We start from the raw sequence: 23,292 nt of genomic DNA, 5'->3' as shown, positions 1-23,292 counted from the left end.
TCGTTTCCGCTCGACTTGCATGTGTTAGGCCTGCCGCCAGCGTTCAATCTGAGCCATGATCAAACTCTTCAATTTAAGATTTTGTTCGGCTCAATGAATACTGAACATTACATAAGTAATGTTTGAATTGACTGTGCTCTTATTGGTTTTTACTTTTGAAAAAGTAAAACAAAACAGCTCAAGGCTGCTTCCCAATTCGAATGGTCACTTCGTTTCATTGAAACCTAAATTGTTTCCGAAGAAACTATTTGGATTATCATCAACGAGTGCCCACACAGATTGATAGGTCTATATTGTTAAAGAGCTTGCTTCGTAAGCTTTGCTATCGAAGCGGAGGCGTATTCTAAGGAATTAACTTTCAGTGTCAAACACTTTTTAAAATTAATTTTTAGAAGCTTTCTTTCGCCTTATTGCCAATTGCTTTTGCGTTTCCGCTTTGCCCTGACAACGGAGGCGCATTATAGGGAGATGATTTTTCTTGGCAACCCCTTTTTAGAAAAAAACTTAAAAAAAAAGCATCGAGTGATTAAATCTCACTCAAACGCTTAATTTTAGCACTCAGTTGTTAACTTCAAGTAACAAATAGGCAATCAGTATGTGTCTACCCAGCTCTCTTTAAAGCTGGTGATATCAAGATCCAGTGATTGCGCCGCTTCGATTTGCTCGATAGCCTCCAATTCTTTATTAACACTGCTCATCGTCAGTGTGTTGTTGTCTAACTCAAACACTTGGCGTTGCGTGGTGTAATAGAACTTAAGCGTAGTGAGCGCTTTTACATTGTCATTGCTCGCGGCTGCTTTAATGCTTTTTAGTTTACGAAAGATTTTGTTGTGCAGTTGCTTGAGTTTCCAAACGTACAGCACTTCTTCCATGTATGGTCGAGTTTTAATTTGATTCAATAAAGAGAGGGAAGTTGCAACTGCGAGAACGACACCAATCAAATTCCAATGGAAATTGCCCGTTGATTGTTCTGGTACGACTTCAGTGTTGCCAAACAAAACAATCAGCAAGGTACTAAAGGCAAGAGAAGAGATGGCGAGCAACGCAACAAAACCGCCAATCACAAGGCTTACTTTCTTTTTATAAATGTCTTTATTTATCTGTTTGATTTCCATATACCGCTCCTAACAGGTTCCCTCTATTTTAACCAGCGCACTCCGCACGACAATCGAAGCTTTGTAAGTAAGTTCACATTTGCTATTAAACTCGCATCCCTTCCCTGCTTGGGTATATACTTCCGCGCATTCACTCTTCCTATATAGAGGCTAAATTCATGCGCTCTTTTGTTTTACGAGCTCGCGCGGCGCCAACCACCAGCAAAGCACTGTTAGAAGGTGTTGGTAATGAAGCGCATACAGAGATTCTTGCTCATACCATGATGAACACTATGTTCGTTGCTCAATCACACCGTGAAGATGTGGTTGTTCACTTGGTTTTGGAAAGCACAAAAGACTTCTCACGCACCATTACTATTCGCTCCAACGACATCACCAACATTGGCGGCTTCCATGAGTCAACCTTGATTGCAGCAGTGGCTCGCGCTTTGGATGCTTCGGTTGGTATGGGTAAAGAGCAGCTTCGTGAAGTTGAACCCGGTATTACGGTTCGTACAGTGAGCTTTGAACGCTTGGTGCAAGAACTGGCGGAAGACCACCAACTTTATATGTTGGACAAGAAAGGCGAATTTGTTCGTGACGCAGAAATTGGTGAAAATCCATGTTTCTTACTAACCGATCACATTCCGATGCCGAAGAAGTCGTTCAACAGCTTAAAGCGCCTTGGCACAGAGAAGATCAGCTTAGGTCCTAAGATGCTTTTCGCTTCTCAGTGTGTAGTATTGATCCACAATGAGTTGGACATACGCGAATTCTAGTTATTCGCGCACACGTTGCTAGATAATGAAAGAGGACTCTATTGAGTCCTCTTTTTGTTTCTATAGTAATGCTAAGTTTACTTACCACCAATGCTCAAACGAGCAAAACGAACGTCTGGCGAGAAGAAAGTTCGGCTATAGTTAATTAGCTGAGTATCACCTACTGCCTCAACTTCTTGCAGCATATTGTAGAAGTTACCCGCTACCGTGATCCCACGAACTGGTTGAATGCGCTTACCATCACGGCACAAGAAACCACTCGCGCCAAATGAGAAATCACCACTCACTGCATCCGCACCAGAATGGACACCTTGAAGTTCGACTAACTCTAGGTACTCACCCGCTTTTACTTCTGACGCACTGCTGTTACCCGTCGCAATCACTTTGTGATTCGCTGATACGTCTAGGCTCGATTTTGCACCGCGAGCGGCACTTGCTGTCGAGACTGCGCCCAAGTAACTTGCGGTCTGGCTGTTGTGTAGCAAGGTTTTCAACTCACCATTAGCAATCATGACATTATCTTGAGTAGCGAAGCCTTCACTATCAAAACTCGCGATTGCCATACCATTTGGCATGTAAGCCGTATCAGTAAAGGTAATTAAATCACTCGCAACACGTTGACCAAGCTTGTCACCCAGTGGCGTAATGCCTTTCATCGCGCTTACGCCAGAGAAAGCACTGCCGAAAGCACCGAATAAACTTGCTAGCGCATTGATGTGGAAAATAGCAGGGTAGTTACCTGTCGCAACCGGAGCGCCTTCCAGAAGATCACGAGCAAGGTTGTAGCCACCTTCTATACAGTAAGCTGGATTCAACTCATCAAAACGGCGACCAAGTGACATTCTACCCGCCATTGACTGTTTGCCGTCTTTTTCAAACAAGGTATACGCGTAACAAGTGAACGAGCGCTCGAAGTGTTGACACAATGTGCCTTGAGTATTGGCAATGATCAGTTGTGTTTCACCGTCACTGTAACCATTGTATGGTGAGCTTGAAGCGTGAGGCAGAGCCACAACACCTTGCTCAAGCGCAAGGGACAGTTCAATTTTCTCATCGACCGATGTGGTATCGTCTTGCGCAATTTCTGCAATATCAGTGGTGATTTTGCTGTTTACGCAGCTGATGGTTTGATGTTCATCTTGCTTGGAAAAGCGAGCACTTTGCAGCGCGTTTGTGAGCATCAAATCTAAACTTGGTTGCTCTAGTGATTCAGAATAACTTGTCGCGACACGAGCATCTTTAATAACTCGAACACCCAGCACTTGACTTGAGCTTACTTTGTACTCATCCAGCTTTCCTTGGTTCGCTTTCAGAGAAAAGCTGCTGTTGCGGTTTACAATGACGTCCGCTTCTGCACCTTGGCGTTTTGCTTCTGATAGGACGTAATCAACCGCATTAAGAAGTTGTTGTTCTTGGCTCATTAGTTACCGCCTCCTACCAGAATGTTATCGACTTTCAGTGTTGGCTGACCGACTGTTGTTGGTACTGAACCACTTACGGAACCACACATGCCCGGCGCAAGTGCCATGTCTTTGCCGACCATGCTGATTTCTTTCAACACTTTTGGACCCGTGCTGATCAGCGTTGCTGTTTTCAGAGGCTTGGTGATTTTGCCATTTTCAATGAGATAAGCTTCACGAACAGCAAAGTTAAACTCACCCGTACCCGGTTGAACCGAGCCACCGCCCATCTTCTTCGCATAGATACCACGCTCGATGCCTGCCAGCATGTCATCAAGTGAATGCTCGCCTTCTTCGATAAAGGTATTACGCATACGCGAGGTTGGTGCGAACTTGTAGTTTTGACGACGACCAGAACCCGTAGGTTCGTAACCTGTCTTCATGCCACCCATTTTATCGACCATAAAGCTGGTTAGCTTACCGTCTTTGATCAATTGGGTGCGCTGAGTCTTCATGCCTTCGTCATCAACATGAATCGAGCCCCATTCGTTGGTCATGGTGCCATCATCGACTGCATTCACCGCGGTGTGAGCAACCATTTCGCCCATCTTGTCGTGGAATACTGATGCTTTCTTCGCAACTGAAGTGGTTTCTAGCAAGTGACCACATGCTTCATGGAAGATAACGCCGCCAAAGCCGTTACCAATCACCACCGGCATTTCACCCGATGGACAAGCATCCGCGCCAAGTTTTACTAACGCTTGCTGCGCGATAGTTTGACCTAGCTCTTTGGCATCAAGCTGTTCACTGAATTCCCAACCAGCAAGAGCGCCAGGACCTTCCATACCAGAAGACTGCTCATTACCTTTTTGCGCGACAGTGTTACCAGCAACACGAATGTAGTGGCGAGTATCGTCAACGTGTAGACCTTCTGAGTTGAAGATAGACACTTGTTGCTCGCGCTGAAGAACGCTGCCAATAAACTGGCTGATATGTTCACTCTCAGCACGTGCGGCTTGGTCAACTTTCAATAGAAACGCGATTTTTGAATCTAGGTTAGCATCCTTGCTTAGCGGCATGCGGCAACCATGTTGGATTGGGTAGCGGTTCAAATTCAAAGAACCCGCTGACGCGATTTGCTCACGCTTGTCTTTTGCAGCAAGCAGCGAGGTTACGCGCTTTAGTTCGGCTTCATCTGTGCTGTTGGTGTAACCGTAAAGCACCTTATGACCGAAAAAAAGACGAATACCGATACCAAAATCGATACCCGAGTTAACCTTATCCACTTCACCAGATGCGATCTGGACAGTGTTGGTTTGGTGATGTTCAACGAATAGTTCAGCGAAATCAGCCCCCAAAAAGAGCGCATGATCGATCACTGACTTCGCTGTTACAGAATTAAGCATGAAGTCTCCTTGCTCGATGATCGTCTTAGCCATCCTAATTAACTGTGAAAAAGTTCAACAAAGTTAAATTGGTAACACGTTAAATTTTAACAGTTTTTTAACCTTGTTTTGTGCTAATCCTTGCTTAACGAGACCACGATTATTTATTAAATATTCCAGGTTCTGCTCATTCACCAGAGCGTTGCACTAGTAAATTCCACCCAGCAAACCATTTAGGTGCTTACTTTATCACTCACCTCGCATAATTGAATACTCATTATAATTACGCTCAAAAAACGTATCCCTTCCGCAATGGTCCTGCTATCATCCGAACGAAATAGTCGGGGGGCCACACGACAAGTGTTGGCTGAGATCGAAATTCGAGACCCGTTGAACCTGATTCAGTTAGCACTGACGTAGGGAACTATGCACACTTTGCCTTTCGTCGCCCCTCTTAGGTAAGCGATAGCGATCGAAAAATCGATCTATCTGCAACGGTCAAAGTCAGTTCCTATACGTCTTGTAGTAGGAGCGACCATGACGCAGCAATCACAACCTCATTCACATCAAACGCCAGCCTTGCCTACCCCTATCGTATTGACCATCGCGGGCTCAGACAGTGGTGGCGGTGCAGGTATTCAAGCTGACATCAAAGCGATGTCCGCAACTGGTAGCTTTGCCTGCTCAGTGATTACCGCCATCACCTCACAAAACACTCAAGGCGTCTCTGCGATTTTCCCAATTCCTCTCGACCATGTAGAGAGTCAACTCGATGCGGTATTCACCGACCTCAACATCGTTGCAGTAAAAGTGGGCATGCTGGCAGATTCCAACATCATCAAAGTCGTTGCTGACAAAATTAAACAATACCAGCCAAAACACCTCGTGATTGACCCTGTAATGGTGGCCACCAGCGGCGATCTATTACTGGAACAGTCGGCAATCAGCACTTTAAAAGAAGAATTGATTCCGCTCGCAGACATCATTACCCCTAACCTACCCGAAGGCGCAGCATTGACGGGTAAGCCAATGCCTCAATCAGAATCTGAAATGAACGATATGATTACCGACCTTCGTGCGCTTGGCGCCAAAGCTATTCTGCTCAAAGGCGGTCACCTTGAAGAAAATGAAAACAGCAACGATCTGCTTATCATGCAAGACAGTGCCGAGTTAATTAGCGCCAAGCGATTTCCAACCAAAAACACCCATGGCACAGGCTGTACACTTTCTTCCGCCATTGCGTCTTATCTTGGCCAAGGCAACAACCTACACAAAGCGGTGCACCTGGGTAAGCAGTACATCAGCCAAGCTATCGCGCACGCTGATGAATTGGATGTAGGTAAAGGCCATGGCCCTGTGAACCACTTTTTTGCGGGTCATACTTATGTTCGCTAACGCGATTGGCATTCAGCTTTCCGATGCTAGTCTGCGATACAAAGACAGCCAAACACCAACGCTAGCAGGGTTGAGTATGACTATTCCTGCTAATCAATGGACAGTGTTACTTGGTCGCAGTGGCTGCGGAAAAACGACGATCCTTCGTTATCTAGCGGGTTTGTTAGACGACAAAGTCGAATGGCATGGCGAGTTAACGACCACGGATGGCATCACCTTACACAAGCGTATTGCCTACATGGCGCAGCAAGACTTGTTGCTGCCGTGGTTGAATGTGTTAGACAACGTCTGCCTCAGTTCTCGATTTTCTCAAGAGCAAGCACCAGAACAAAATAAACAACGTGCACTGACTTTACTCAGCCAAGTGGGACTCGCCGATTACCCGGATGCTAAGCCAGCTCAGCTCTCTGGCGGCATGAGACAGCGTGTTGCCCTTGCTCGCACTCTGATGCAAGACAAACCTCTAGTTCTGATGGATGAGCCTTTCTCTGCGTTGGATGCGGTTACGCGCCATAAGTTGCAAACCTTGTCTGCCGATTTACTGAAAGATAAGACGGTTGTTCTAATTACCCACGACCCACAAGAAGCGGTGCGATTAGCTCACCAACTCTATGTACTGCAAGGCACGCCTGCGCAAGCTCAGCACTTGGTCGTTCCAGACTCCAAGCCGCCACGAGTTCTCGATGGAGAGTGCGCAGCGCTACAACAGGCGATTTTGGATGAATTGGAGAAAGACTATGAGTGATATGACTCAGTACAACTCCGTTTCGGCACGTATTAGTAAAAAAGAACGCGTGCCCCATCCGGCTCTGCGCTTGGTCATTAGCACGGCGGTGATCTTGGGATTGTGGCAGTTGGTCGTGGTGATATTCGATATGCCAAGCTTCATCTTACCTTCACCAATTGAAGTGCTGGATAGATTGGTCACTCGTTACGATGTCCTGCTCAAACATACTTGGGTTACTGCGCAAGAGATCTTACTTGGCTTGGCGCTTGGATTATCGATGGGTTTGCTGTTCGCATTGCAAATGCTGATGTTCGAGCCGCTGAAGCGTTGGCTATTGCCTATTCTGATTGCTAGCCAAGCGATCCCTGTGTTCGCCATCGCGCCAGTGCTCATGCTTTGGCTGGGGTACGGCATTGCATCAAAAGTAGTCATGGCGGCGATCATCATCTTTTTCCCCGTCACGACATGTTGCTATGACGGCTTGCGCAATACGCCAACAGGTTACCTCGACCTTGCCAAGACCATGGGCGCGTCTAAATGGCAGCTACTTCGTCATATTCAATTGCCAGCCGCACTACCAACTTTAGCCTCAGGTATTCGTGTTGCCGTCGTTATTGCGCCAATTGGAGCAGTGGTCGGTGAGTGGGTAGGTTCAAGCGAAGGCTTGGGTTATCTGATGCTCCAAGCCAACGCTCGCATGATCATTGATGAGATGTTTGCAGCGCTGTTTATCCTCGCTGTGCTGTCTATCTCACTCTACTTCATCACCGATAAATTATTGAAAAAAGCCATCCCTTGGGAAAGCAAATAATTACAGAAAATAACCAAAGAAAATTGGGAAAGAAAAGGAAGAACCCCGTGAATAAAAACAAACTTATGAGCGCTGCTGCTCTACTCGCTTCAGTGGTATCAACCAACGTGCTTGCCGCTGAAAAAGAGATGACACTGATGTTGGATTGGTTCGTCAATCCAAACCATGGTCCTATCGTTATTGCCAAAGAGCGTGGTTACTTCAAAGAGCAAGGTTTGAAGGTCAACATTCAAGAGCCAGCAGATCCAAGTACACCTCCTAAGTTGGTCGCTGCTGGCAAAGTCGACATGGCGATTTCATACCAACCAAGCCTAACTATCGATGTCGCAGCTGGTTTGCCACTAATCCGCTCTGCGACTCTGATTGCTACGCCACTCAACACGCTGATGGTGTTGGATAACGGTAAGAATGAAAACCTTGGTGACTTGAAAGGCAAGAAGATCGGTATTGCGATCGCAGGCAACGAAGAAGCGACAATCGGCACCATGCTAGCTGAAGAGAACGTGAAGTTTTCTGACGTACAAATCATCAACGTAGGTTGGGCACTGTCTTCGTCTCTTGCGTCTGGCAAAGTGGATGCGATTTGGGGCGGTCTACGTAACTTCGAAACCAACCAACTTGCACTAGAAGGTTATAAAGCTAAGGCCTTCTTCCCTGAAGAACACGGCGTACCAGCGTATGACGAGTTAGTCTTCGTAGCCAATGCAAAAACCTACGACAAAGAAGCCATCAAGGCATTCAACAAAGCGCTAGAGCAAGCAACCACTTACATCGTTAACCATCCAAAAGAGTCGTGGAAAGAGTTCGTGGCTTATTCACCAGACACGCTCAACAACGAGCTTAACCAACGCGCTTGGAACGACACGCTAACTCGTTTTGCTCTTCGTCCATCCGCAGTAGATCTGAAACGCTACGATGATTATGCGCAATTCATGTATTCACAAAAAATCATCGAAACACTGCCAAAAGCGAAAGATTACGTACCGAGCTTTGACTAATTCTACTGACCTTAGGATCTCAGCCTAGGGTCTTTTGATAACGAGATACCCATAATGAAATACCAAGATTTGATCGACGCTTGCCGCCAAGATTGGCAAGAATACACTGAGCATGCTTTCGTACAGCAATTGGCAAAAGGCACTCTGACTCAGCCTTGTTTTCTGCATTACCTAAAGCAGGATTTTCTTTTCCTAAAGCAGTACGCACGAGCTTACGCATTAGCGATCTACAAAGCGCGTACTTTGGATGACATGCGCCGCGCTCTCCCAAGCGTACATGCATTGCTCGATTCTGAAATCGCCCACCACGTGACTTACTGTGAGCAATGGGGACTGACAGAATCCGACTTAGAAAACGAGCCAGAAGATTTCGGCACTGTGGCTTACACGCGCTACGTATTGGATGCTGGCATGACGGGCGATCTTGTTGATCTATACGCGGCACTAGCACCATGCTCTATCGGTTATGCCGTAATCGGTAAAATGCTGATTGAAGATGAGAACACGGTAATCGAAGGCAACCCATACGCAAGTTGGATCAACCTCTACGGTGGTGAGGAATTCCAATCTGGTGTCGCAAAAGGTGCAGAACACTTTAATCAGTTATTGGCGGAAATCGACATCAATAGCCAACGCGGTCAAAACCTGATTCAGGTATTCAAAACTGCAACGCGTATGGAAGTGGCATTCTGGCAACAAGGTCTGAACGCTCAGCAAGATTAATCGGAGAGTCTCATGTTAATTGAACAAATCACCCAAGCATTAACCGCAGTACGCCAGCAAAAGCCGTTAGTCGTCAACATCACTAACTACGTGGTGATGAACAACACGGCAAACGCGCTATTGGCTATCGGTGCTTCTCCAATCATGGCGCACTCCAAGCAGGAAATGGCCGAGATGATGTCGTTCGCTGGCGCACTGGTTATCAACATCGGTACCCTAGACAGCGTTTGGACACCGCGTATGAGCTATGCCGTAGAGCAAGCCAATGCAAATGGTAAAATCGTTGTACTCGACCCCGTCGGTTGTGGAGCAAGCTCATTACGTACCGAGACATCACGTGAGATCGCACGCCTTGCAGACAAGTTGATCATTCGTGGTAACGCTTCAGAAATCATCGCTCTCGCTGGCGAGCAAGCACAAAGCAAAGGCGTTGATGCGTTAGACAGCAGCGACGCAGCACTTGGCGCAGCCAACTTCTTAGTCGCAGAGTATGGTGCAAGTGTAGTGATTTCTGGCGAGACTGATTACATCGTCACGAAAGAGCAAACCGTCCAGTTGAATAATGGTCACGAGATGATGCCTTACGTAACGGGCATGGGCTGCACACTAACGGCACTGACGGGGGCTTTCGCTGCTGTTGGTGATCACTCCGGACTTGCTGCTGCGGCGGTACTGGGCGTTGTTGGCGAAATTGCAGCGGAACAAGCTCGTGGTCCAGGTAGCCTGCAAATGAACCTGTTGGATGAGCTTTACCAGTTGGATGAAGAAACGCTGGCAAAACGCCTAAAGCTCCAAGTGAGCAAAGCTTTTCTCTAACAAATATCGGCCTCTCATTCCATCTAGATGAGAGGCCCAAAGGAAACAAAATGAACGCCTATCGTTTATATTTGGTCACCGATGACCAACAAGATTTAGCCACACTAAAGCGTGTTGTGAGAAAAGCCGTGGAAGGTGGCGTGACCATGGTACAAGTTCGCGAAAAACACGGTGATGTGCGTGCGTTTATCGAACGAGCTCAAGCCGTAAAGACTATCCTTGAAGGTACTGGCGTCCCGCTAATCATCAATGATCGTGTTGATGTTGCCCTTGCCGTCGATGCCGATGGTGTTCACCTCGGGCAGTCAGACATGCCAGCAGAGATCGCTCGTCAATTGATTGGCCCAAACAAGATTCTCGGCTTATCGATTGAGACTGAAGAGCAGCTGGCAGAGGCGGGTTATCTGCCCATTGATTACATCGGTTTGAGTGCGATATTCGCTACACCTACCAAAACCAACACCAAAAAACACTGGGGTATTGAAGGTTTGAAGATGGCGCTGAACACCACGCCCTTACCAATCGTCGCGATTGGTGGCATCAACGAAACCAACATTCCTGCCCTGAGTGCGACAGGTGTGCATGGTTTGGCTTTGGTTTCTGCCATTTGTCATGCAGAAAACCCAACCAAAGCAGCAGAGTACTTACTTTCTCTGATGGATTAAGACCCCAACGCTTAAGGATGAGCGCCTTTACCCTCCGGATAAATGTCATCAATTCATCACTCAACCTTCATTCTCTCGTCAAATTGACAGAGCGTTGATAAGTTTTTCACGCCAGATAACGTAAGATAAGCCCCTTATTTTCACGTGGTTGAATAACCCTCAATAAAAACAAAACGCTCTCAATGAAAACCAAAAAATATGGATTGATGATGCTCGCCTTGTTTGTTCTTGGCATCATCCCAATGTCGCTGTTTGGCTCTTATCACAATCTCACTTCACAGGTGCCTGAAAGTCTGGGTATTACTTTTACTTTGCTCACAGATTCTGCTGGTAGCAAAGGCTTTTTAATTACGTTAACACTGCTACTGCTTTCTTTATTTCGCTTTAAACCAAGTCGCATTGAGTGGATACAAAGACTCTCAATGTTAGGGTTGTTACTTGTGATTGGTTTTGCCAGCAAAACGGGGCTAAAACTGATGACAGAAAGCCCGCGTCCCTACGCCGAACTGCTTGCTGCAGAGCAATTGATTGAGCACCCAGAAGCGTTTTATCAGTTGGATACAAAGCAGCAAGCCAACGTAATTAACCAGATTTCTGAACACGTCAGTGATTGGCGAACGCGCCATTGGCAAGGCGAGAAAGACTATTCTTTCCCATCCGGCCATACGATTTTCGTTTCGATTTGTTTGGCTTTCTTTGGCGGGTTGTTCTTACAGAACAAGTGCTATATCTCTGCACTGTCATTATGGATGTGGGGAATGAGCGTCGCATATAGCCGCTTATGGCTGGGGATGCATCGCCCTGAAGATTTAATAGGCTCAGTCTTGTTTGTCGCGATTGTATTTACTTTACTCCCGACATTTCAGATTAAGAAACAGATGCCATTTGTTTCTCTCGCTTCGCGCTAATGTGAACGATGACTAGATAAAAAAGAAGCCAGCGATTCGCTGGCTTCTTGCTTTAAAACGCTACTTTTTTCTAACCATTTCTTGGTGGTTCAAACGCTGTTAGTTCTAATTCTGGGCCAGTGTATTTTTCAATACGAACCAGTGCCGAGTTCGCCGCACAGCCGTTTGCAAGTCGAGAGGTCGGAATATCCAACGTTAACACGTTACAACCGCCGTTCTTACAAATGCCGATTTTCGGATCCAGATCCGGCCAGCCGCCTTCATGAATACACACTGAACCTTGCTTGATTCGGTCAGTCACTTCTGCACCAACCAATACTTGGCCACGGTTGTTAAACGCACGAACTAAATCGCCCGTTTTAATACCACGCGCTTTCGCATCTTCAGGGTGAATCCAAATAGGTTCACGGTTTGCAATTGCGTACTCTTCGCGAATCTTCGCGTAGTTAAACTGGCTGTGTAGACGATGCGCTGCGTGCGCGGTCATTAGCTGCAACTCGCCGTCTTTTGCATTGCCAGTGTACTCGGTTGGTGCCATCCACGTTGGGTGTGGAGGACAGTCTTCCAACTGATAACCTTCAATGGTTTTCGAGAAGATTTCGATCTTACCACTTGGTGTACCGAGTGGATTCATGATCGGGTCTTCACGGAAATCTGCGTAACGAACAAACTGTGCGTTCTTCTCGTTCCACTTCATCTCGATCAGTTGGTTATCTTCCCAGAACTTGCTGAAGTTCGGCATTGCTACGCGAGAGCCACGGCCACCTTGTTGCGCCGCCTTGTAGAAGCCGTACAGCCATTCCATTTCGGTTTTACCTTCAGTGTATACGTCACGGCCACCCGGAGCTAGCATCTCTGCCATGTCCGCGAATACATCGAAGTCATTACGCGCTTCACCTTGCGGCTCAACCACTTGCTTCATTGGCACCAAGTGTTGGTTACTGTAGTCACCCGTCATCGTTAAGTCGTTACGCTCAAACGATGTGGTGATTGGCAGAACAATGTCCGCGTGCTTCGCAGCCGCCGTCCAGTAAGGCTCTGAAATCACGATCAGTTCAGGCTTTTGCCATGCTTTAATCAAGCGGTTGGTATCTTGGTGGTGAGTAAAGTTCGCACCACCGGCCCACCAAATCATCTTGATGTCCGGGAACGTCAGTTCATGACCGTTATGATGGTAGGATTGACCTGGGTTTTCCAACGCCTCGACAATACGCGCTACAGGGAAGCTTTGCACCGCGCCAGACACCGCCCAGTCGTTCCCCGCAGAAGAGCCGCCACCCAGCGATGCCGAAATCGCAGGAAGTACGCCAGCATCACGAGCAGGGTTACCACCGTTTGAGTAGTGGTAAGAGAAACCAAAACCACCGCCCGGTAAACCGATCTGGCCCAACATCGTTGCCAGTGTAACCAGCATCCAGTGACGCTGCTCACCGTATTGTTGGCGCTGCATGCCCCAACCCGCCATCAGCATGGTGCGGTTTTTACTGAAGATGTCAGCCAGTAGCTCAAGTTGCTTCGCAGGTACGCCACAGATTTGTGATGCCCATTCTGCTGATTTTTCTACGCCGTCTTCTTCGCCCATCAGGTACGCTTCAAACTTGTCGTAACCTGCGGTGTATTTATCGAGGAAGGCTTTATCGTGCTTACCTTGTTTCACTAAGGTGTGTGCGATACCCATCATCATTGCCACGTCGGTCATTGGGTGAGGAGCAATCCACTCCGCATTCTCACCAAAGAACTCGATGGTTTCAGAACGAATAGGGTCAATAGCGATAACCGTCTTGCCTGACTTTTTCAACTGATGGAAGAACTCAAGACCAGCACAGTCTGTTGAGCTCCACGCGATTTTTAGAGTGTTGATTGGGTTTAAGCCCCAAAGCACAACCACATCGCTGTGCTCTAATACCACTGGGTACGTGGTTTGTTGCTCGTACACTTCGATAGAGCCCACAACGTGCGGCATGATGATCTGCGCAGCACCCGTTGAGTAGTCACCCAAGTGGCCTGAATAGCCACCCGCCATGCTCATGTAACGTTGCAGCAAGGTTTGTGCTTTGTGCAGCACGCCACTTGAACGCCAGCCGTAAGAGCCTGCAAACACAGAAGCCGGGCCATATTCTTTGCGAATTCGCATGTGCTGTTCGTGGATCAGCTTGTAAGCCTCATCCCAAGACACACGCACAAACTCATCACTACCGCGCACACCTTCTGGCGACGATGGGTTTGCCAAGTAGCCTTTACGTACCATTGGGTACTTCACACGCGCCTTGGTATGCACTTGGTCAGGCCCAGTAGTTTGTAGGCTATTTGGTACAGTTTGTGGAAGAGCATTAGTAGTCGAAACCAACTTACCATCTTTCACTTCACACAGCATTGGGCCCATGCGGCCCGCCGTTAGAATGCCCTTGCCACGCTGGTTTGAAGACGCAACAGACATAGGTGCAAATGAAGTGAATGCCATTGCACCAGCCGCCATACCAGTGCCTTTTAGAAATCCGCGACGGGTCATATTAGTCATAATCTTATCCTTCTATTTATCGTTAGTGACCAACCACATCTTTCGCGTGGTGCTGGAAGAACTTGGTTAGAATTTCTAGGTTCTCGGCTGAAATATCAGTTCGATCACCCATACTTTTCGCTACCGGTCCCCATGCATTCACTGTGAAGTGATTTGAAGGAATTTTCGCGTGACAAGTTGCACAGTAAACGTTGTCCAACTCTTCTGCGTATGACCATACGGGTTCAAGCGTGTCAACAACTGGAGAATCAATAGCGCCAGTTAGAGAAACCGCGCGCCATTCGTTGCCGTAAACATCTGCCTCAAATTCACCAGTTTCAAGCGCTTGTTGGCCTTGCTCTGTTAGCGTTGCAACGATGGCACGTTGACCTTCTCCCATGTAAAGTACTTGCTCTGCGCCTTTCATTTGGAATGCGTTCAACTTAACAGTGCGGTTGTCGCCTTCAGAGCTGATTACTTCCAACTTCGTCGTTGGGTTAATTTTACCCATCTCACCCATTGCGATTTCAGTCACAGGGTAAACGACTTTGGCACCAGGTGATGTTTTTGTGGTGAAGCTCATCAACGTTTCAAATGCCTTGCTGTCTAGCTCTGCTTCTGGTGCAAAGTGCGCCACACCTTTATGACAATCGATACACGTTTGATCGTTTGCTTTCGCGTAAGCGTGCATCTTCGCCGCATCACGTGATTGCTCAAACTCTTCCATTGCATCGAAATCATGACACGAACGACACGTCGCTGAATCATTTTCACGGAACTGAGCCCATACCGTTTCAGCCATATCTTTACGATGTGCTTCATATTTCTCTGGCGTGTCGATCTTACCTGTCACAAATTCATGGTAGATGTCTTTCGACGCGCGAATTTTGGTGATCAGGTAATCCATTGGTTCTTGAGGAATATGACAGTCAGAACATTCCGCGCGAATGCCTTTCGCATTACTGAAGTGCACTGAGCCTTGGTACTCTTTGTAAGGGGTTTCCATAGAGTGGCACGAGAGACAAAATTCAGTATCTGAGGTGTAATGCATTACTGCCGCACTCCCCCCCAAAGTTAACCAGCCCACACCAATGCCGGCAGCAACCAGCAGTGCAACATATCGTTTTTTTATTGACATAATTAGCAACACTTCCAAATAAAATGTAATTATAGGTCGCAAATTACTACTTTATGGGTAGTTCTCTCTTGATCCACATCATTTCCGTGTTGCTCTGTATGCCTCAAGTATGAAATTTTGTTATTTGCATCTCAAAGATGAATATATGGCAATAATCCATTACCCAGCCAACTATTCACCACATAAATCACTTTTATGAATGCAACTATTTGATTAAACAGATAAGAGGATGAGAGACTGAATCTCCACATTGATGCAGTAAGGACACGCATGTCAGTTTACATCGAGACGCACAGAAGCCAATTAAGACCCATCAAAGCCAGTGACTGGGAACTCTTTCAACGATTACTCTCCGAACAAGAGGTTATTGCGCTCTGTTTCGATCGTCCCAGCGAAACAGAAATAAGAGAAAAATTTGCTTCGCGATTATTACCATGGACCCCAAATTGCCAGCATTGGCTTTGCCTTGTAATACTCGATAAGCAATCTGAACAACCCATCGGCATCACTGGCTTTGCTATTGAAAACGGTAAGGCAGAGGTAGGTTACTTACTTTTGCCGGAATTTCATGGCCAACAGTTTGGAACAGAAACTCTTCAAGCGCTTCTATACTGGGCAACCTCGACACATAACATCAACCACTTTTCCGCGACGGTCACTGAAGGCAATATTGCGTCAGAGCGTGTCCTGATAAAATGTGGTTTCGAACTCATTGAGGTCATTCCAGACGCATACCAAATTGGTGGCAAACCCTACGCCGATAAAATCTACTCACTACATAAATAAGGACGTATTTTGAATAAAGTAGTCATCATTACCGGCGCAAGCCGAGGTATTGGAGCCGCAGCGGCGAAAAAGCTGGCCGAGCAAGGCTATCGCGTTTGCGTTAATTACCGCACTCAGCAAGAGGCCGCCGACCAAGTTGTGGCAGAAATACAAGCAAACGGTGGCAAAGCGATTGCCATAGCCGCAAACGTAGCCGATGAGAAGCAAGTGCTCTCCTTGTTTGATGAAACAGAACGTGAATTTGGTGCAGTGACGCACTTGGTCAACAACGTTGGCATCCTATTTACTCAATCGCCTTTGTCAGAAATTAGCTTAGAACGCTTTCAGAAAGTAATGAACACCAATGTGAATAGCTGTTTTCTCTGCTGTCGAGAAGCGGCGAGGCGATTCAGTGCAGGCGGTGCAATTGTGAATGTCTCCTCTGGAGCGTCGCGCTCAGGAGCGCCATTTGAGTATGTCGATTACGCCACATCAAAAGGCGCGATGGATACCTTAACTAAAGGGCTCTCGCTAGAGTTGGCAGAGCGCAATATTCGCGTCAATGGCGTTCGACCTGGTTTCATTTACACTGATATGCATGCCGACGGCGGAGAACCAAACCGAGTAGATAGACTCAGCCCTCAAATTCCTCTTAAACGCGGTGGCACGGTAGAAGAAGTAGCAAATGCGATCGCTTGGCTATTAAGTGACGAAGCCTCTTATGTCACGGGATCATTTATCGATATTGCAGGGGGCAGATAGAATGCAAGTCCATATTCGACAAGCGATTCCCGATGATTTAGACGAAATTTTTCAGCTTAATTTTCAAATTAATTCACTGCATTTTGCGAATGCGCCAGAAGCCTTTGTTGCGCCTTCAGAAGCTGACCGCGAATTTCTTGCACAAGCACTAGAGAACAAAGAGCGACTCTTTTTGATTGCCGAACGCGAACAGCAAATTCTCGGCTTCTTAACCGCGATGATCACCCAAAACGACACCGTCAGTTTTCTGATCAAAGACCCAATTTGTCGCGTGGGAACAATTGTTGTCGATGAAGCGCAAAAGCAGCAAGGAATCGGCCGCCAACTGCTCCTAGCCTGTGAGCAATGGGCGCGCGACGCCAATGCCACACAAATTCGATTGGAAGTGATGGAATTCAATCAGCCAGCACAGCGCTTTTACGATAATCAAGGTTTTAAAACTAACTCACGCATTATGCTGAAACATTTGTAACGATAACGACAATTAAGCGCTTTTCACGACTAAACCCACCTAAATCGTATTTATCGATGCAATTTACCCCCTAATTTTAGAAAAAGACGATATGATGTGCGGATAAGGAGATTCGAACATGATTTATCTTTTCGATTGGGGGAACACCTTGATGGTAGATTTCCCTGAGGCACAAGGAAAAATGTGCGATTGGGAACACGTAGAAGCAGTCCCTCAAGCCAGAGAAACACTGGCAATACTTTCCCAAAATCATCCCATCTACATTGCGACCAGTGCATCTGATTCCAACATGGAAGAGGTTCAGCGTGCATTTGTTCGCGTCGACTTAGACCAATACTTAAATGGCTATTTTTGTTTTGCCAACCTCGGCATCGCTAAAAACCAACCTGAGTTTTATCTCGCCACCGCAAAACAGTTAGGGGTTAACGTGAGTGGAATAACCATGGTTGGCGATTTACCTCACAAAGATATTTACCCTGCGATGAAAGCGGGCGTAAACACAATTAGGTTTAACCCAACGGGCGCTGATGCACCAGCCGAAGCCATTCCTAACCAAATTCGTTGTTTATCTGAGCTTATCCCCTAACCGTTACTAACCTGCACTAATCAAGGAAGATGAATGCAAATCAGATCCATCAAGGTGAGCGATATCGCGCGCTTCACCGCGCTGTGGAATCGAGTGTACTCCGAAGGGGAATTTTTGATTTCTCCTGCACCCGATAACGCAACGCTTCGCAGAATCCTGCAACGTGTGGAAAACGAGTCCATCCCTCAGTTTGTCGCGTTTGACCGCCAAAAACTTATCGGTAGTGTTGAAATCTACCCAGCTGAGATGTGCGGTTACGAAAGAGAGCAACGCCTTCGCGTCGGTATTCTTGGTATTCACATCGACAAAAACTACCGAGGCAAAGGATTGGGGCGGAAACTATTGGCAGTCGCGATCGCACGTGGTTGGGAATTTGGTTACGACCAAATCGCACTCTACGTATACACAACCAACACACCAGCGATTGCTTTGTATGAACGGTTTGGATTTGAACATCAGGGAGAACTTGGGGAAGTGACCTTGCCAAATGGTAAAGTCTTGATGAGTCAAAAAATGATATTGTATAAAGCGCAAAGCCGTTCGAAAAGCCCAGATTTGTAGAGTCACGATAACCGTTGTTCGCAACACTTATTCGGGGTTAACACCCTTGCGTCACATGCCCTCGAACAATTGAATCGTTAGAGGCTTGATTCACGTAGTAGAAATAGCATGCTTCTTCTGCCAGTGTGTAACCTTGCGGCCAAATGTACACCACGCGATCAACACCCGATTTATCTAAGAACTGATAATCAGGAATAGCGACAAAATGAGCACTGTTTGGGTGCTGCTGACCGATGATGCAAAAATCACTGCCTTTGCACGGCACGTCAATTTTCGAATAACCTCTGGCTGGTAGATCGATTTCTAACAAAGCTTCGAATACTATCGGCACTCGCTTCTGGCATGCCTTTGCGTGTTTTGACATGTCGGTCAATGTAGTGAACGTGCTCTTGGCCGTAAGCGTTATCAATCACTGATTGAGCATGGAAGAATTTGAGAGCCGTACCCAAAGAAGACTGAGAACTGTGCAGCATCGCAGCGTATGCTTGGCGATGAATATCGAGTAGTACTGGTAAAGCAGCTAATGCGATGAAAGCCAAAGTGGTAAGCACTATGGTGATTTCCATCAGCGTAAATCCCTTTGATTTCACGTTTCTTATCTCAACTAGCCCAAGACAATAGCCCCACATCCATGTGAGACCGAGCCAATATATCGCCAATTTCTTACGATTAAAGGCTTAAGGGGTAAGAAGAGACAAACACCACGCAAACTTGAGAACAGCAGCCAAATAGCCGTGTAACAAAACGACGCTATGTGTCAGATATTAGAAGGTTTTTACTCTCTAGTTACTGAGTAAAGGCACATTATTTCGCACCAGACCACGACGAACATTCGTGCACATTTTGCCAAAACGACGAATCTCATCGAACTGCGGAACAATGCCGCGCTCCATGGCTGACTCCCAATAAGTGACTTCTGAATCGACCATTTCCAACAATTTCTTCGGACAGCCAATGCACTGCCCTTCTGGTCCACATACAAACGTTTCTGGTTCATAAATTGGTAGTTCCGCTTTTACTTGCTCGATGATGCTACGCATGGCGGTCATTCGATCTGGCTTTACCTTCATCATTCTGCTCCACGGATTAAGATGAAGCAGATTGTACCCACTGATACGCAAATGTCCCTAGCCAATTTAGGTATATTCTGTTTGAATCGATTTCTTTATCGTCAGATCCGGCTTTTTAACCACCAAATACACCGCCGTAGCTGCCAGTACGAAACCAGAAATCCCCATCCAATCAAATGACTCTCCAAACGCGAGCCAAGCCTGAATCGCCGTCGTTGGCGGCACTAGGTAGAATACAGAAGCTACGCTCGATGCAGCACCGTTCTTAACCATGTACAGCAGCAGTAGAATAGCTACACAAGAGAGCACGACGACCAACCACAACACAGTCAAAATAAACTCCAGTTCCCACTGCACTTGCATGGTTTCAAACTGCATCGCAACGGGCAGAAACATGACGAGCGCGGCCAAATATTGCACCGTCGCACCACCCACCATATCCACTTGTTGGCAATGTTTTTTCTGATACAGCGTCCCTAGCGTGATACCAACCAAAGCCAACAAACACAAACCAATGGCCAACACTTTATGCTGCTCGGATTGCCACTCCATTTTGCCCATCAACACCATAGCGATACCGACAAAACCAAGAGCCAAACCCAACCATTGCGAGGGTTTAAATTCCTCACGAACAAACGCCACCAGTAAAGCCGCGGTTAAAATCGGTTGAATACCCACCAGCAACGAACTCAACCCAGCAGGCATACCCAAGGCGATAGCGAAATAAGTACCGCCCAGATAGAAACCGTGGATCAACGCACCAACTACACAGCTGTGCCAAAAATCTTTTCCTGTCGGCAACCTTCTACGCAATACCGCCACAAGAACCAGAAACAATAAGACATTGAATGCCATACGGATAGAAAGTAGTGTCGCTGGCTCGGCATATTGCAAACCAAAACGCGCACCAACGAATCCAGAAGCCCAAAGGATGACAAATACAAAAGGGATGGCTCGGATTAACATGATCGCCTCACTCACGCTTGTTTTATGTTTTGAGATACTGCTAATGTAATTAGGTACAGTGTTTTCAAAAAGTGACAGATGGAAGTGTTTTTATGGGTACAGATTTATTGGAAAGCGGTGAAGGGAATAAGTACCTCGTGGTGGAAAAACACCTCAAACAAGCCATCAATGGTGGCGTTTATCAGGCGGATGATCGACTGCCCTCCATTCGCTCGTTGAGCCAAGAATTAAACGTCAGTAAAAATACCGTGATTCGTGCGTATCAAGAGCTGGAAGCACAAAACTTGGTTTACTCGGTTCCCAAATCGGGTTATCGAGTTAAAGTCGCCTTGCCGACCTCTCGCTCAATTCCGGATCCGACTCGCGTGGATTTGCTCTCGATCTGCAAAGAAATCCTTACTTATCCTGAATACCAAGAGCGTTTGCCTACCGGTTCTGCCCACCCAAACATTGACTCCCCCGCGATCAAAAGCTTGTACGCCGAGATCGGCCGCCACAGCCGCCAGCAAACGCATGTACCGAGCCATTACCAATTACCACCCGGTGATCACCTCTTAATCAAACAACTAGCGAAAATCACACAAGATTTGGGCACGCCAGCCAAGTTGGATGAGATCATGGTGACGCACGGCGCGCAACAAGCCATTAGCCTAGCGCTGCGCGCAACGACACAAAAAGGCGATATCGTCGCGGTGGAGTCCCCTTGCTATTTTGGCAACTTATTGATGCTAGAATCACTCGGCCTCAAAGTGGTGGAAATTCCGAGTTGCCCACGCGACGGTATGTGCCCCGAAGCCTTAGCAAAAGCAATGGCGACATGGGACATAAAAGCGATCATCGTAACGCCAAACTTCACCAATCCAACTGGTGCCATGATGCCGCTAGAAAAGCGTCAACAATTACTATTGGCGTCCGGCAATATTCCTATTATCGAAGACGATGTGTTTGGCGGGTTAAGTTATGATAAGCCGTTGCCAAGCTTGAGATTGCTCGATGACAAGCAACGCGTAATTTACGTAAATTCGTTATCCAAAACGCTCGATTCGCGTTTGAGAATTGGTTGGATGTTGGCGGGGCGATATCGAGATCAAATTGAGCAATATCTACTGTGTGAGAACATGGGCAGTTTGAACCTGATGCAATCCGCCGTGGCAACGTTTCTAACGTCAGGCAAGTATCGAACGCATACTGCGCGAATGGGTCGGGTTTATCAAAACAACATGCGACGATTTATCCAGATGCTTCATCAATACTTGGATGAATACGAACCTCTAAAAAATCGATACCAGATCAACGCCGTACAAGGCTCGTTCTTACTTTGGTTGCGACTGCCCGAAGACACGGACAGCTATGCGTTGTATCAAGCATGCAATAAGCACAGAATCAGCCTACTTCCCGGCACCGTATTTGGCACTCAAGGGCAATATCGGCATTGCGTACGCCTCAGCGTGGCAAACTTTGGTCATGAAACCGATTGGAGTCAAGCGATGCAAACACTGGCAAAATTGATAGCAAAGCATGCCTGTTAACTCGCTCTTGCTAAATGAACTTATGCCTACACACGCAAACACGTAACAACAAAAAACTCCACGCAAAGGTGGAGTTTTTCATATCGTCATCGCCTTCAGTGCGACTTAATTTGCCACATTCTCGCGACGTTTTCGGCTAAGTTAGCAACGTTGACGTCGGCCTCTTTCATGGCCTCAGGTAAGCTCATCGCCCTTGGTACACAAGCAAACACCGCATCAATGCCGCACTCATAAACCGCCTGATAGTTGTCGCCCACACAGCCTGCTAATGCAATGACTGGTAAATTACACTGCTTGGCGACCTGAGCAACGCCCATCGGCGTTTTGCCATGTGCGGTTTGATGATCGATTCGACCCTCGCCTGTAAATACGATATCCGCATCCGCAACATGCTGAGCAAGTTTGACCGTTTCAAGCACAATCTCAATTCCCGGTTGCAAACGTGCTGGCGTGTACCCGAGCAAGGCCGCGCCCATACCACCAGCAGCACCCGCCCCTTCACGAGTCAGTACATGCTTACCCGTCGCTTGTTCCGTCAACTCGCCAAACTTGCGCAATGCGTTATCGAGCAGAGTGACGTCTGATACGGTCGCTCCCTTTTGCGGGCCAAAGATAGCCGACGCGCCTTTGTCACCACAGAGTGGGTTATCAACATCGCACGCTACCAACACTTCGCAAGTTGCTAAACGAGGGTCAAGACCAGAAATATCGATGGACGCAAGCGCCGCTAACCCGCCTCCATTTGGGGTAATTGCATGACCAGACTCATCAAGAAACGCCACCCCCAACGCGGTCAACATGCCCACGCCACCATCATTGGTAGCGCTGCCGCCCAAACCAATGATTAAGCGTTGAATACCTCTATCTAGCGCGTGTTTGATCAGCTGTCCAGTACCAATGCTACTGGTCAGTTTTGGGTCGCGAGCGTCACTCGGCACAAGGTGCAACCCACTGGCCTCCGCCATTTCAATAACCGCGGTTTCGCCGTCGCCGAGGATGCCATAAAACGCTTCAACATCATTCCCTAATGGCGCGGTCACTGTTGTGAAGACTTGTTCGCCTTGAGTTGCATCTATCAAAGATTGAACCGTGCCTTCGCCACCGTCTGCGACCGGAACCGTAACAAACTCAGCATTATGCCATACGCGAGCAAGACCCGTTTTGATCGCCTCGCTCACTTGTTTGGCGGTTAAGCTTTCTTTAAATGAATCAGGTGCAATTACCACTTTCATACGTATTTCCAGA

The 23,292-nt window shown here is 47.2% G+C and carries 25 protein-coding genes, 1 rRNA gene and 1 riboswitch; of the genes, 15 read left to right on the top strand and 11 right to left on the bottom strand.

Annotation, left to right across the window (positions count from 1 at the left end):
• Positions 1-75 (bottom strand): 16S ribosomal RNA (locus R7041_RS11695); the annotation flags it as partial.
• 515 nt (positions 76-590) lie between these two features.
• Entirely contained in the window at positions 591-1,115 is a 525-nt protein-coding gene (locus R7041_RS11690) for a DUF3087 domain-containing protein (protein WP_064354470.1), read from the bottom strand.
• 158 nt (positions 1,116-1,273) lie between these two features.
• Here R7041_RS11690 and trmY point away from each other — a divergent pair, with 158 nt between their 5' ends.
• Positions 1,274-1,873, top strand: coding sequence for a tRNA (pseudouridine(54)-N(1))-methyltransferase TrmY (gene trmY, locus R7041_RS11685; RefSeq protein ID WP_017634347.1), 600 nt, complete (start codon positions 1,274-1,276; stop codon positions 1,871-1,873).
• Between the two features lie 77 nt (positions 1,874-1,950).
• Here trmY and R7041_RS11680 read toward each other — a convergent pair whose 3' ends face one another.
• On the bottom strand, positions 1,951-3,294 hold the full coding sequence (locus tag R7041_RS11680; RefSeq protein ID WP_206949226.1) for a TldD/PmbA family protein: 1,344 nt from the start codon (positions 3,292-3,294) through the stop codon (positions 1,951-1,953).
• Positions 3,294-4,679, bottom strand: a complete 1,386-nt coding sequence (locus R7041_RS11675) for a TldD/PmbA family protein (protein ID WP_031780818.1) — start codon at positions 4,677-4,679, stop codon at positions 3,294-3,296. The genes R7041_RS11680 and R7041_RS11675 overlap by 1 nt, the downstream gene beginning before the upstream one ends.
• A gap of 311 nt (positions 4,680-4,990) precedes the next feature.
• Positions 4,991-5,098: riboswitch (TPP riboswitch) on the top strand.
• A 97-nt stretch (positions 5,099-5,195) separates the two neighbouring features.
• Between R7041_RS11675 and thiD the strand changes: the two genes are divergently transcribed.
• The 8 genes from thiD (at position 5,196) to R7041_RS11635 (ending at position 11,701) form a co-directional block, all read left to right on the top strand.
• A complete protein-coding gene (gene thiD, locus R7041_RS11670; protein WP_047102518.1) occupies positions 5,196-6,053 on the top strand; it encodes a bifunctional hydroxymethylpyrimidine kinase/phosphomethylpyrimidine kinase in 858 nt (285 codons plus the stop codon).
• Entirely contained in the window at positions 6,043-6,798 is a 756-nt protein-coding gene (locus tag R7041_RS11665; RefSeq protein ID WP_206949225.1) for an ABC transporter ATP-binding protein, read from the top strand. The genes thiD and R7041_RS11665 overlap by 11 nt, the downstream gene beginning before the upstream one ends.
• The gene (locus R7041_RS11660; protein ID WP_206949224.1) at positions 6,791-7,591 is read left to right on the top strand and encodes an ABC transporter permease; all 801 of its coding nucleotides are present in this window, start codon (positions 6,791-6,793) and stop codon (positions 7,589-7,591) included. The genes R7041_RS11665 and R7041_RS11660 overlap by 8 nt, the downstream gene beginning before the upstream one ends.
• Positions 7,592-7,638: 47 nt before the next feature.
• Entirely contained in the window at positions 7,639-8,589 is a 951-nt protein-coding gene (locus R7041_RS11655) for an ABC transporter substrate-binding protein (protein ID WP_206949223.1), read from the top strand.
• A gap of 54 nt (positions 8,590-8,643) precedes the next feature.
• A complete protein-coding gene (tenA, locus tag R7041_RS11650) occupies positions 8,644-9,312 on the top strand; it encodes a thiaminase II (RefSeq protein ID WP_206949222.1) in 669 nt (222 codons plus the stop codon).
• Positions 9,313-9,324: 12 nt separating this feature from the next.
• Positions 9,325-10,128, top strand: a complete 804-nt coding sequence (gene thiM / locus R7041_RS11645; protein ID WP_206949221.1) for a hydroxyethylthiazole kinase — start codon at positions 9,325-9,327, stop codon at positions 10,126-10,128.
• A gap of 50 nt (positions 10,129-10,178) precedes the next feature.
• Positions 10,179-10,793, top strand: a complete 615-nt coding sequence (thiE, locus tag R7041_RS11640) for a thiamine phosphate synthase (protein WP_206949220.1) — start codon at positions 10,179-10,181, stop codon at positions 10,791-10,793.
• 182 nt (positions 10,794-10,975) lie between these two features.
• Positions 10,976-11,701 (top strand): phosphatase PAP2 family protein, encoded by a 726-nt coding sequence (locus R7041_RS11635; protein ID WP_206949219.1) that lies wholly within the window; start codon positions 10,976-10,978, stop codon positions 11,699-11,701.
• Between the two features lie 70 nt (positions 11,702-11,771).
• Here R7041_RS11635 and R7041_RS11630 read toward each other — a convergent pair whose 3' ends face one another.
• Positions 11,772-14,219: a trimethylamine-N-oxide reductase 2 gene (locus tag R7041_RS11630; RefSeq protein ID WP_206949218.1), complete on the bottom strand. Its 2,448-nt coding sequence runs from the start codon at positions 14,217-14,219 to the stop codon at positions 11,772-11,774.
• 22 nt (positions 14,220-14,241) lie between these two features.
• On the bottom strand, positions 14,242-15,336 hold the full coding sequence (locus R7041_RS11625) for a NapC/NirT family cytochrome c (RefSeq protein WP_017634357.1): 1,095 nt from the start codon (positions 15,334-15,336) through the stop codon (positions 14,242-14,244).
• Between the two features lie 270 nt (positions 15,337-15,606).
• Here R7041_RS11625 and R7041_RS11620 point away from each other — a divergent pair, with 270 nt between their 5' ends.
• From R7041_RS11620 to R7041_RS11600, 5 genes are all read left to right on the top strand, one after another.
• Entirely contained in the window at positions 15,607-16,122 is a 516-nt protein-coding gene (locus R7041_RS11620) for a GNAT family N-acetyltransferase (protein ID WP_005374306.1), read from the top strand.
• A 9-nt stretch (positions 16,123-16,131) separates the two neighbouring features.
• A complete protein-coding gene (locus tag R7041_RS11615; RefSeq protein WP_104976337.1) occupies positions 16,132-16,863 on the top strand; it encodes a glucose 1-dehydrogenase in 732 nt (243 codons plus the stop codon).
• Between the two features lies 1 nt (position 16,864).
• The gene (locus R7041_RS11610) at positions 16,865-17,335 is read left to right on the top strand and encodes a GNAT family N-acetyltransferase (protein WP_025768770.1); all 471 of its coding nucleotides are present in this window, start codon (positions 16,865-16,867) and stop codon (positions 17,333-17,335) included.
• Positions 17,336-17,453: 118 nt separating this feature from the next.
• Positions 17,454-17,921 carry an HAD family hydrolase gene (locus R7041_RS11605; protein WP_206949216.1) on the top strand — a complete coding sequence of 156 codons (468 nt, stop codon included), beginning with the start codon at positions 17,454-17,456 and terminating at the stop codon, positions 17,919-17,921.
• A 33-nt stretch (positions 17,922-17,954) separates the two neighbouring features.
• The gene (locus tag R7041_RS11600) at positions 17,955-18,482 is read left to right on the top strand and encodes a GNAT family N-acetyltransferase (RefSeq protein ID WP_064369517.1); all 528 of its coding nucleotides are present in this window, start codon (positions 17,955-17,957) and stop codon (positions 18,480-18,482) included.
• A gap of 37 nt (positions 18,483-18,519) precedes the next feature.
• On the opposite strand, the gene R7041_RS11595 is transcribed toward R7041_RS11600, so the two are convergent.
• The 4 genes from R7041_RS11595 to R7041_RS11580 all read right to left on the bottom strand — a co-directional run bounded on the left by R7041_RS11595 (position 18,520) and on the right by R7041_RS11580 (position 20,518).
• Positions 18,520-18,747 carry a hypothetical protein gene (locus R7041_RS11595; RefSeq protein ID WP_242531662.1) on the bottom strand — a complete coding sequence of 76 codons (228 nt, stop codon included), beginning with the start codon at positions 18,745-18,747 and terminating at the stop codon, positions 18,520-18,522.
• Position 18,748: 1 nt separating this feature from the next.
• Positions 18,749-19,048 carry a hypothetical protein gene (locus tag R7041_RS11590; RefSeq protein ID WP_242531660.1) on the bottom strand — a complete coding sequence of 100 codons (300 nt, stop codon included), beginning with the start codon at positions 19,046-19,048 and terminating at the stop codon, positions 18,749-18,751.
• Between the two features lie 216 nt (positions 19,049-19,264).
• Positions 19,265-19,552, bottom strand: a complete 288-nt coding sequence (locus tag R7041_RS11585; RefSeq protein WP_005374318.1) for a hypothetical protein — start codon at positions 19,550-19,552, stop codon at positions 19,265-19,267.
• Positions 19,553-19,618: 66 nt separating this feature from the next.
• Positions 19,619-20,518, bottom strand: a complete 900-nt coding sequence (locus R7041_RS11580; RefSeq protein WP_017634359.1) for a DMT family transporter — start codon at positions 20,516-20,518, stop codon at positions 19,619-19,621.
• A gap of 92 nt (positions 20,519-20,610) precedes the next feature.
• Between R7041_RS11580 and R7041_RS11575 the strand changes: the two genes are divergently transcribed.
• Positions 20,611-22,047: a PLP-dependent aminotransferase family protein gene (locus tag R7041_RS11575; protein ID WP_213880280.1), complete on the top strand. Its 1,437-nt coding sequence runs from the start codon at positions 20,611-20,613 to the stop codon at positions 22,045-22,047.
• A 95-nt stretch (positions 22,048-22,142) separates the two neighbouring features.
• Here the strand turns inward: R7041_RS11575 and R7041_RS11570 are convergent, their stop codons facing one another.
• The gene (locus R7041_RS11570) at positions 22,143-23,279 is read right to left on the bottom strand and encodes a glycerate kinase (RefSeq protein WP_033907195.1); all 1,137 of its coding nucleotides are present in this window, start codon (positions 23,277-23,279) and stop codon (positions 22,143-22,145) included.
• Positions 23,280-23,292 lie beyond the last annotated feature (13 nt).

It is taken from the genome of Vibrio sp. 1751, from assembly GCF_033339895.1.
Lineage (GTDB): Bacteria > Pseudomonadota > Gammaproteobacteria > Enterobacterales > Vibrionaceae > Vibrio > Vibrio alginolyticus.
This window is presented reverse-complemented; position numbering and strand designations above follow the sequence as displayed.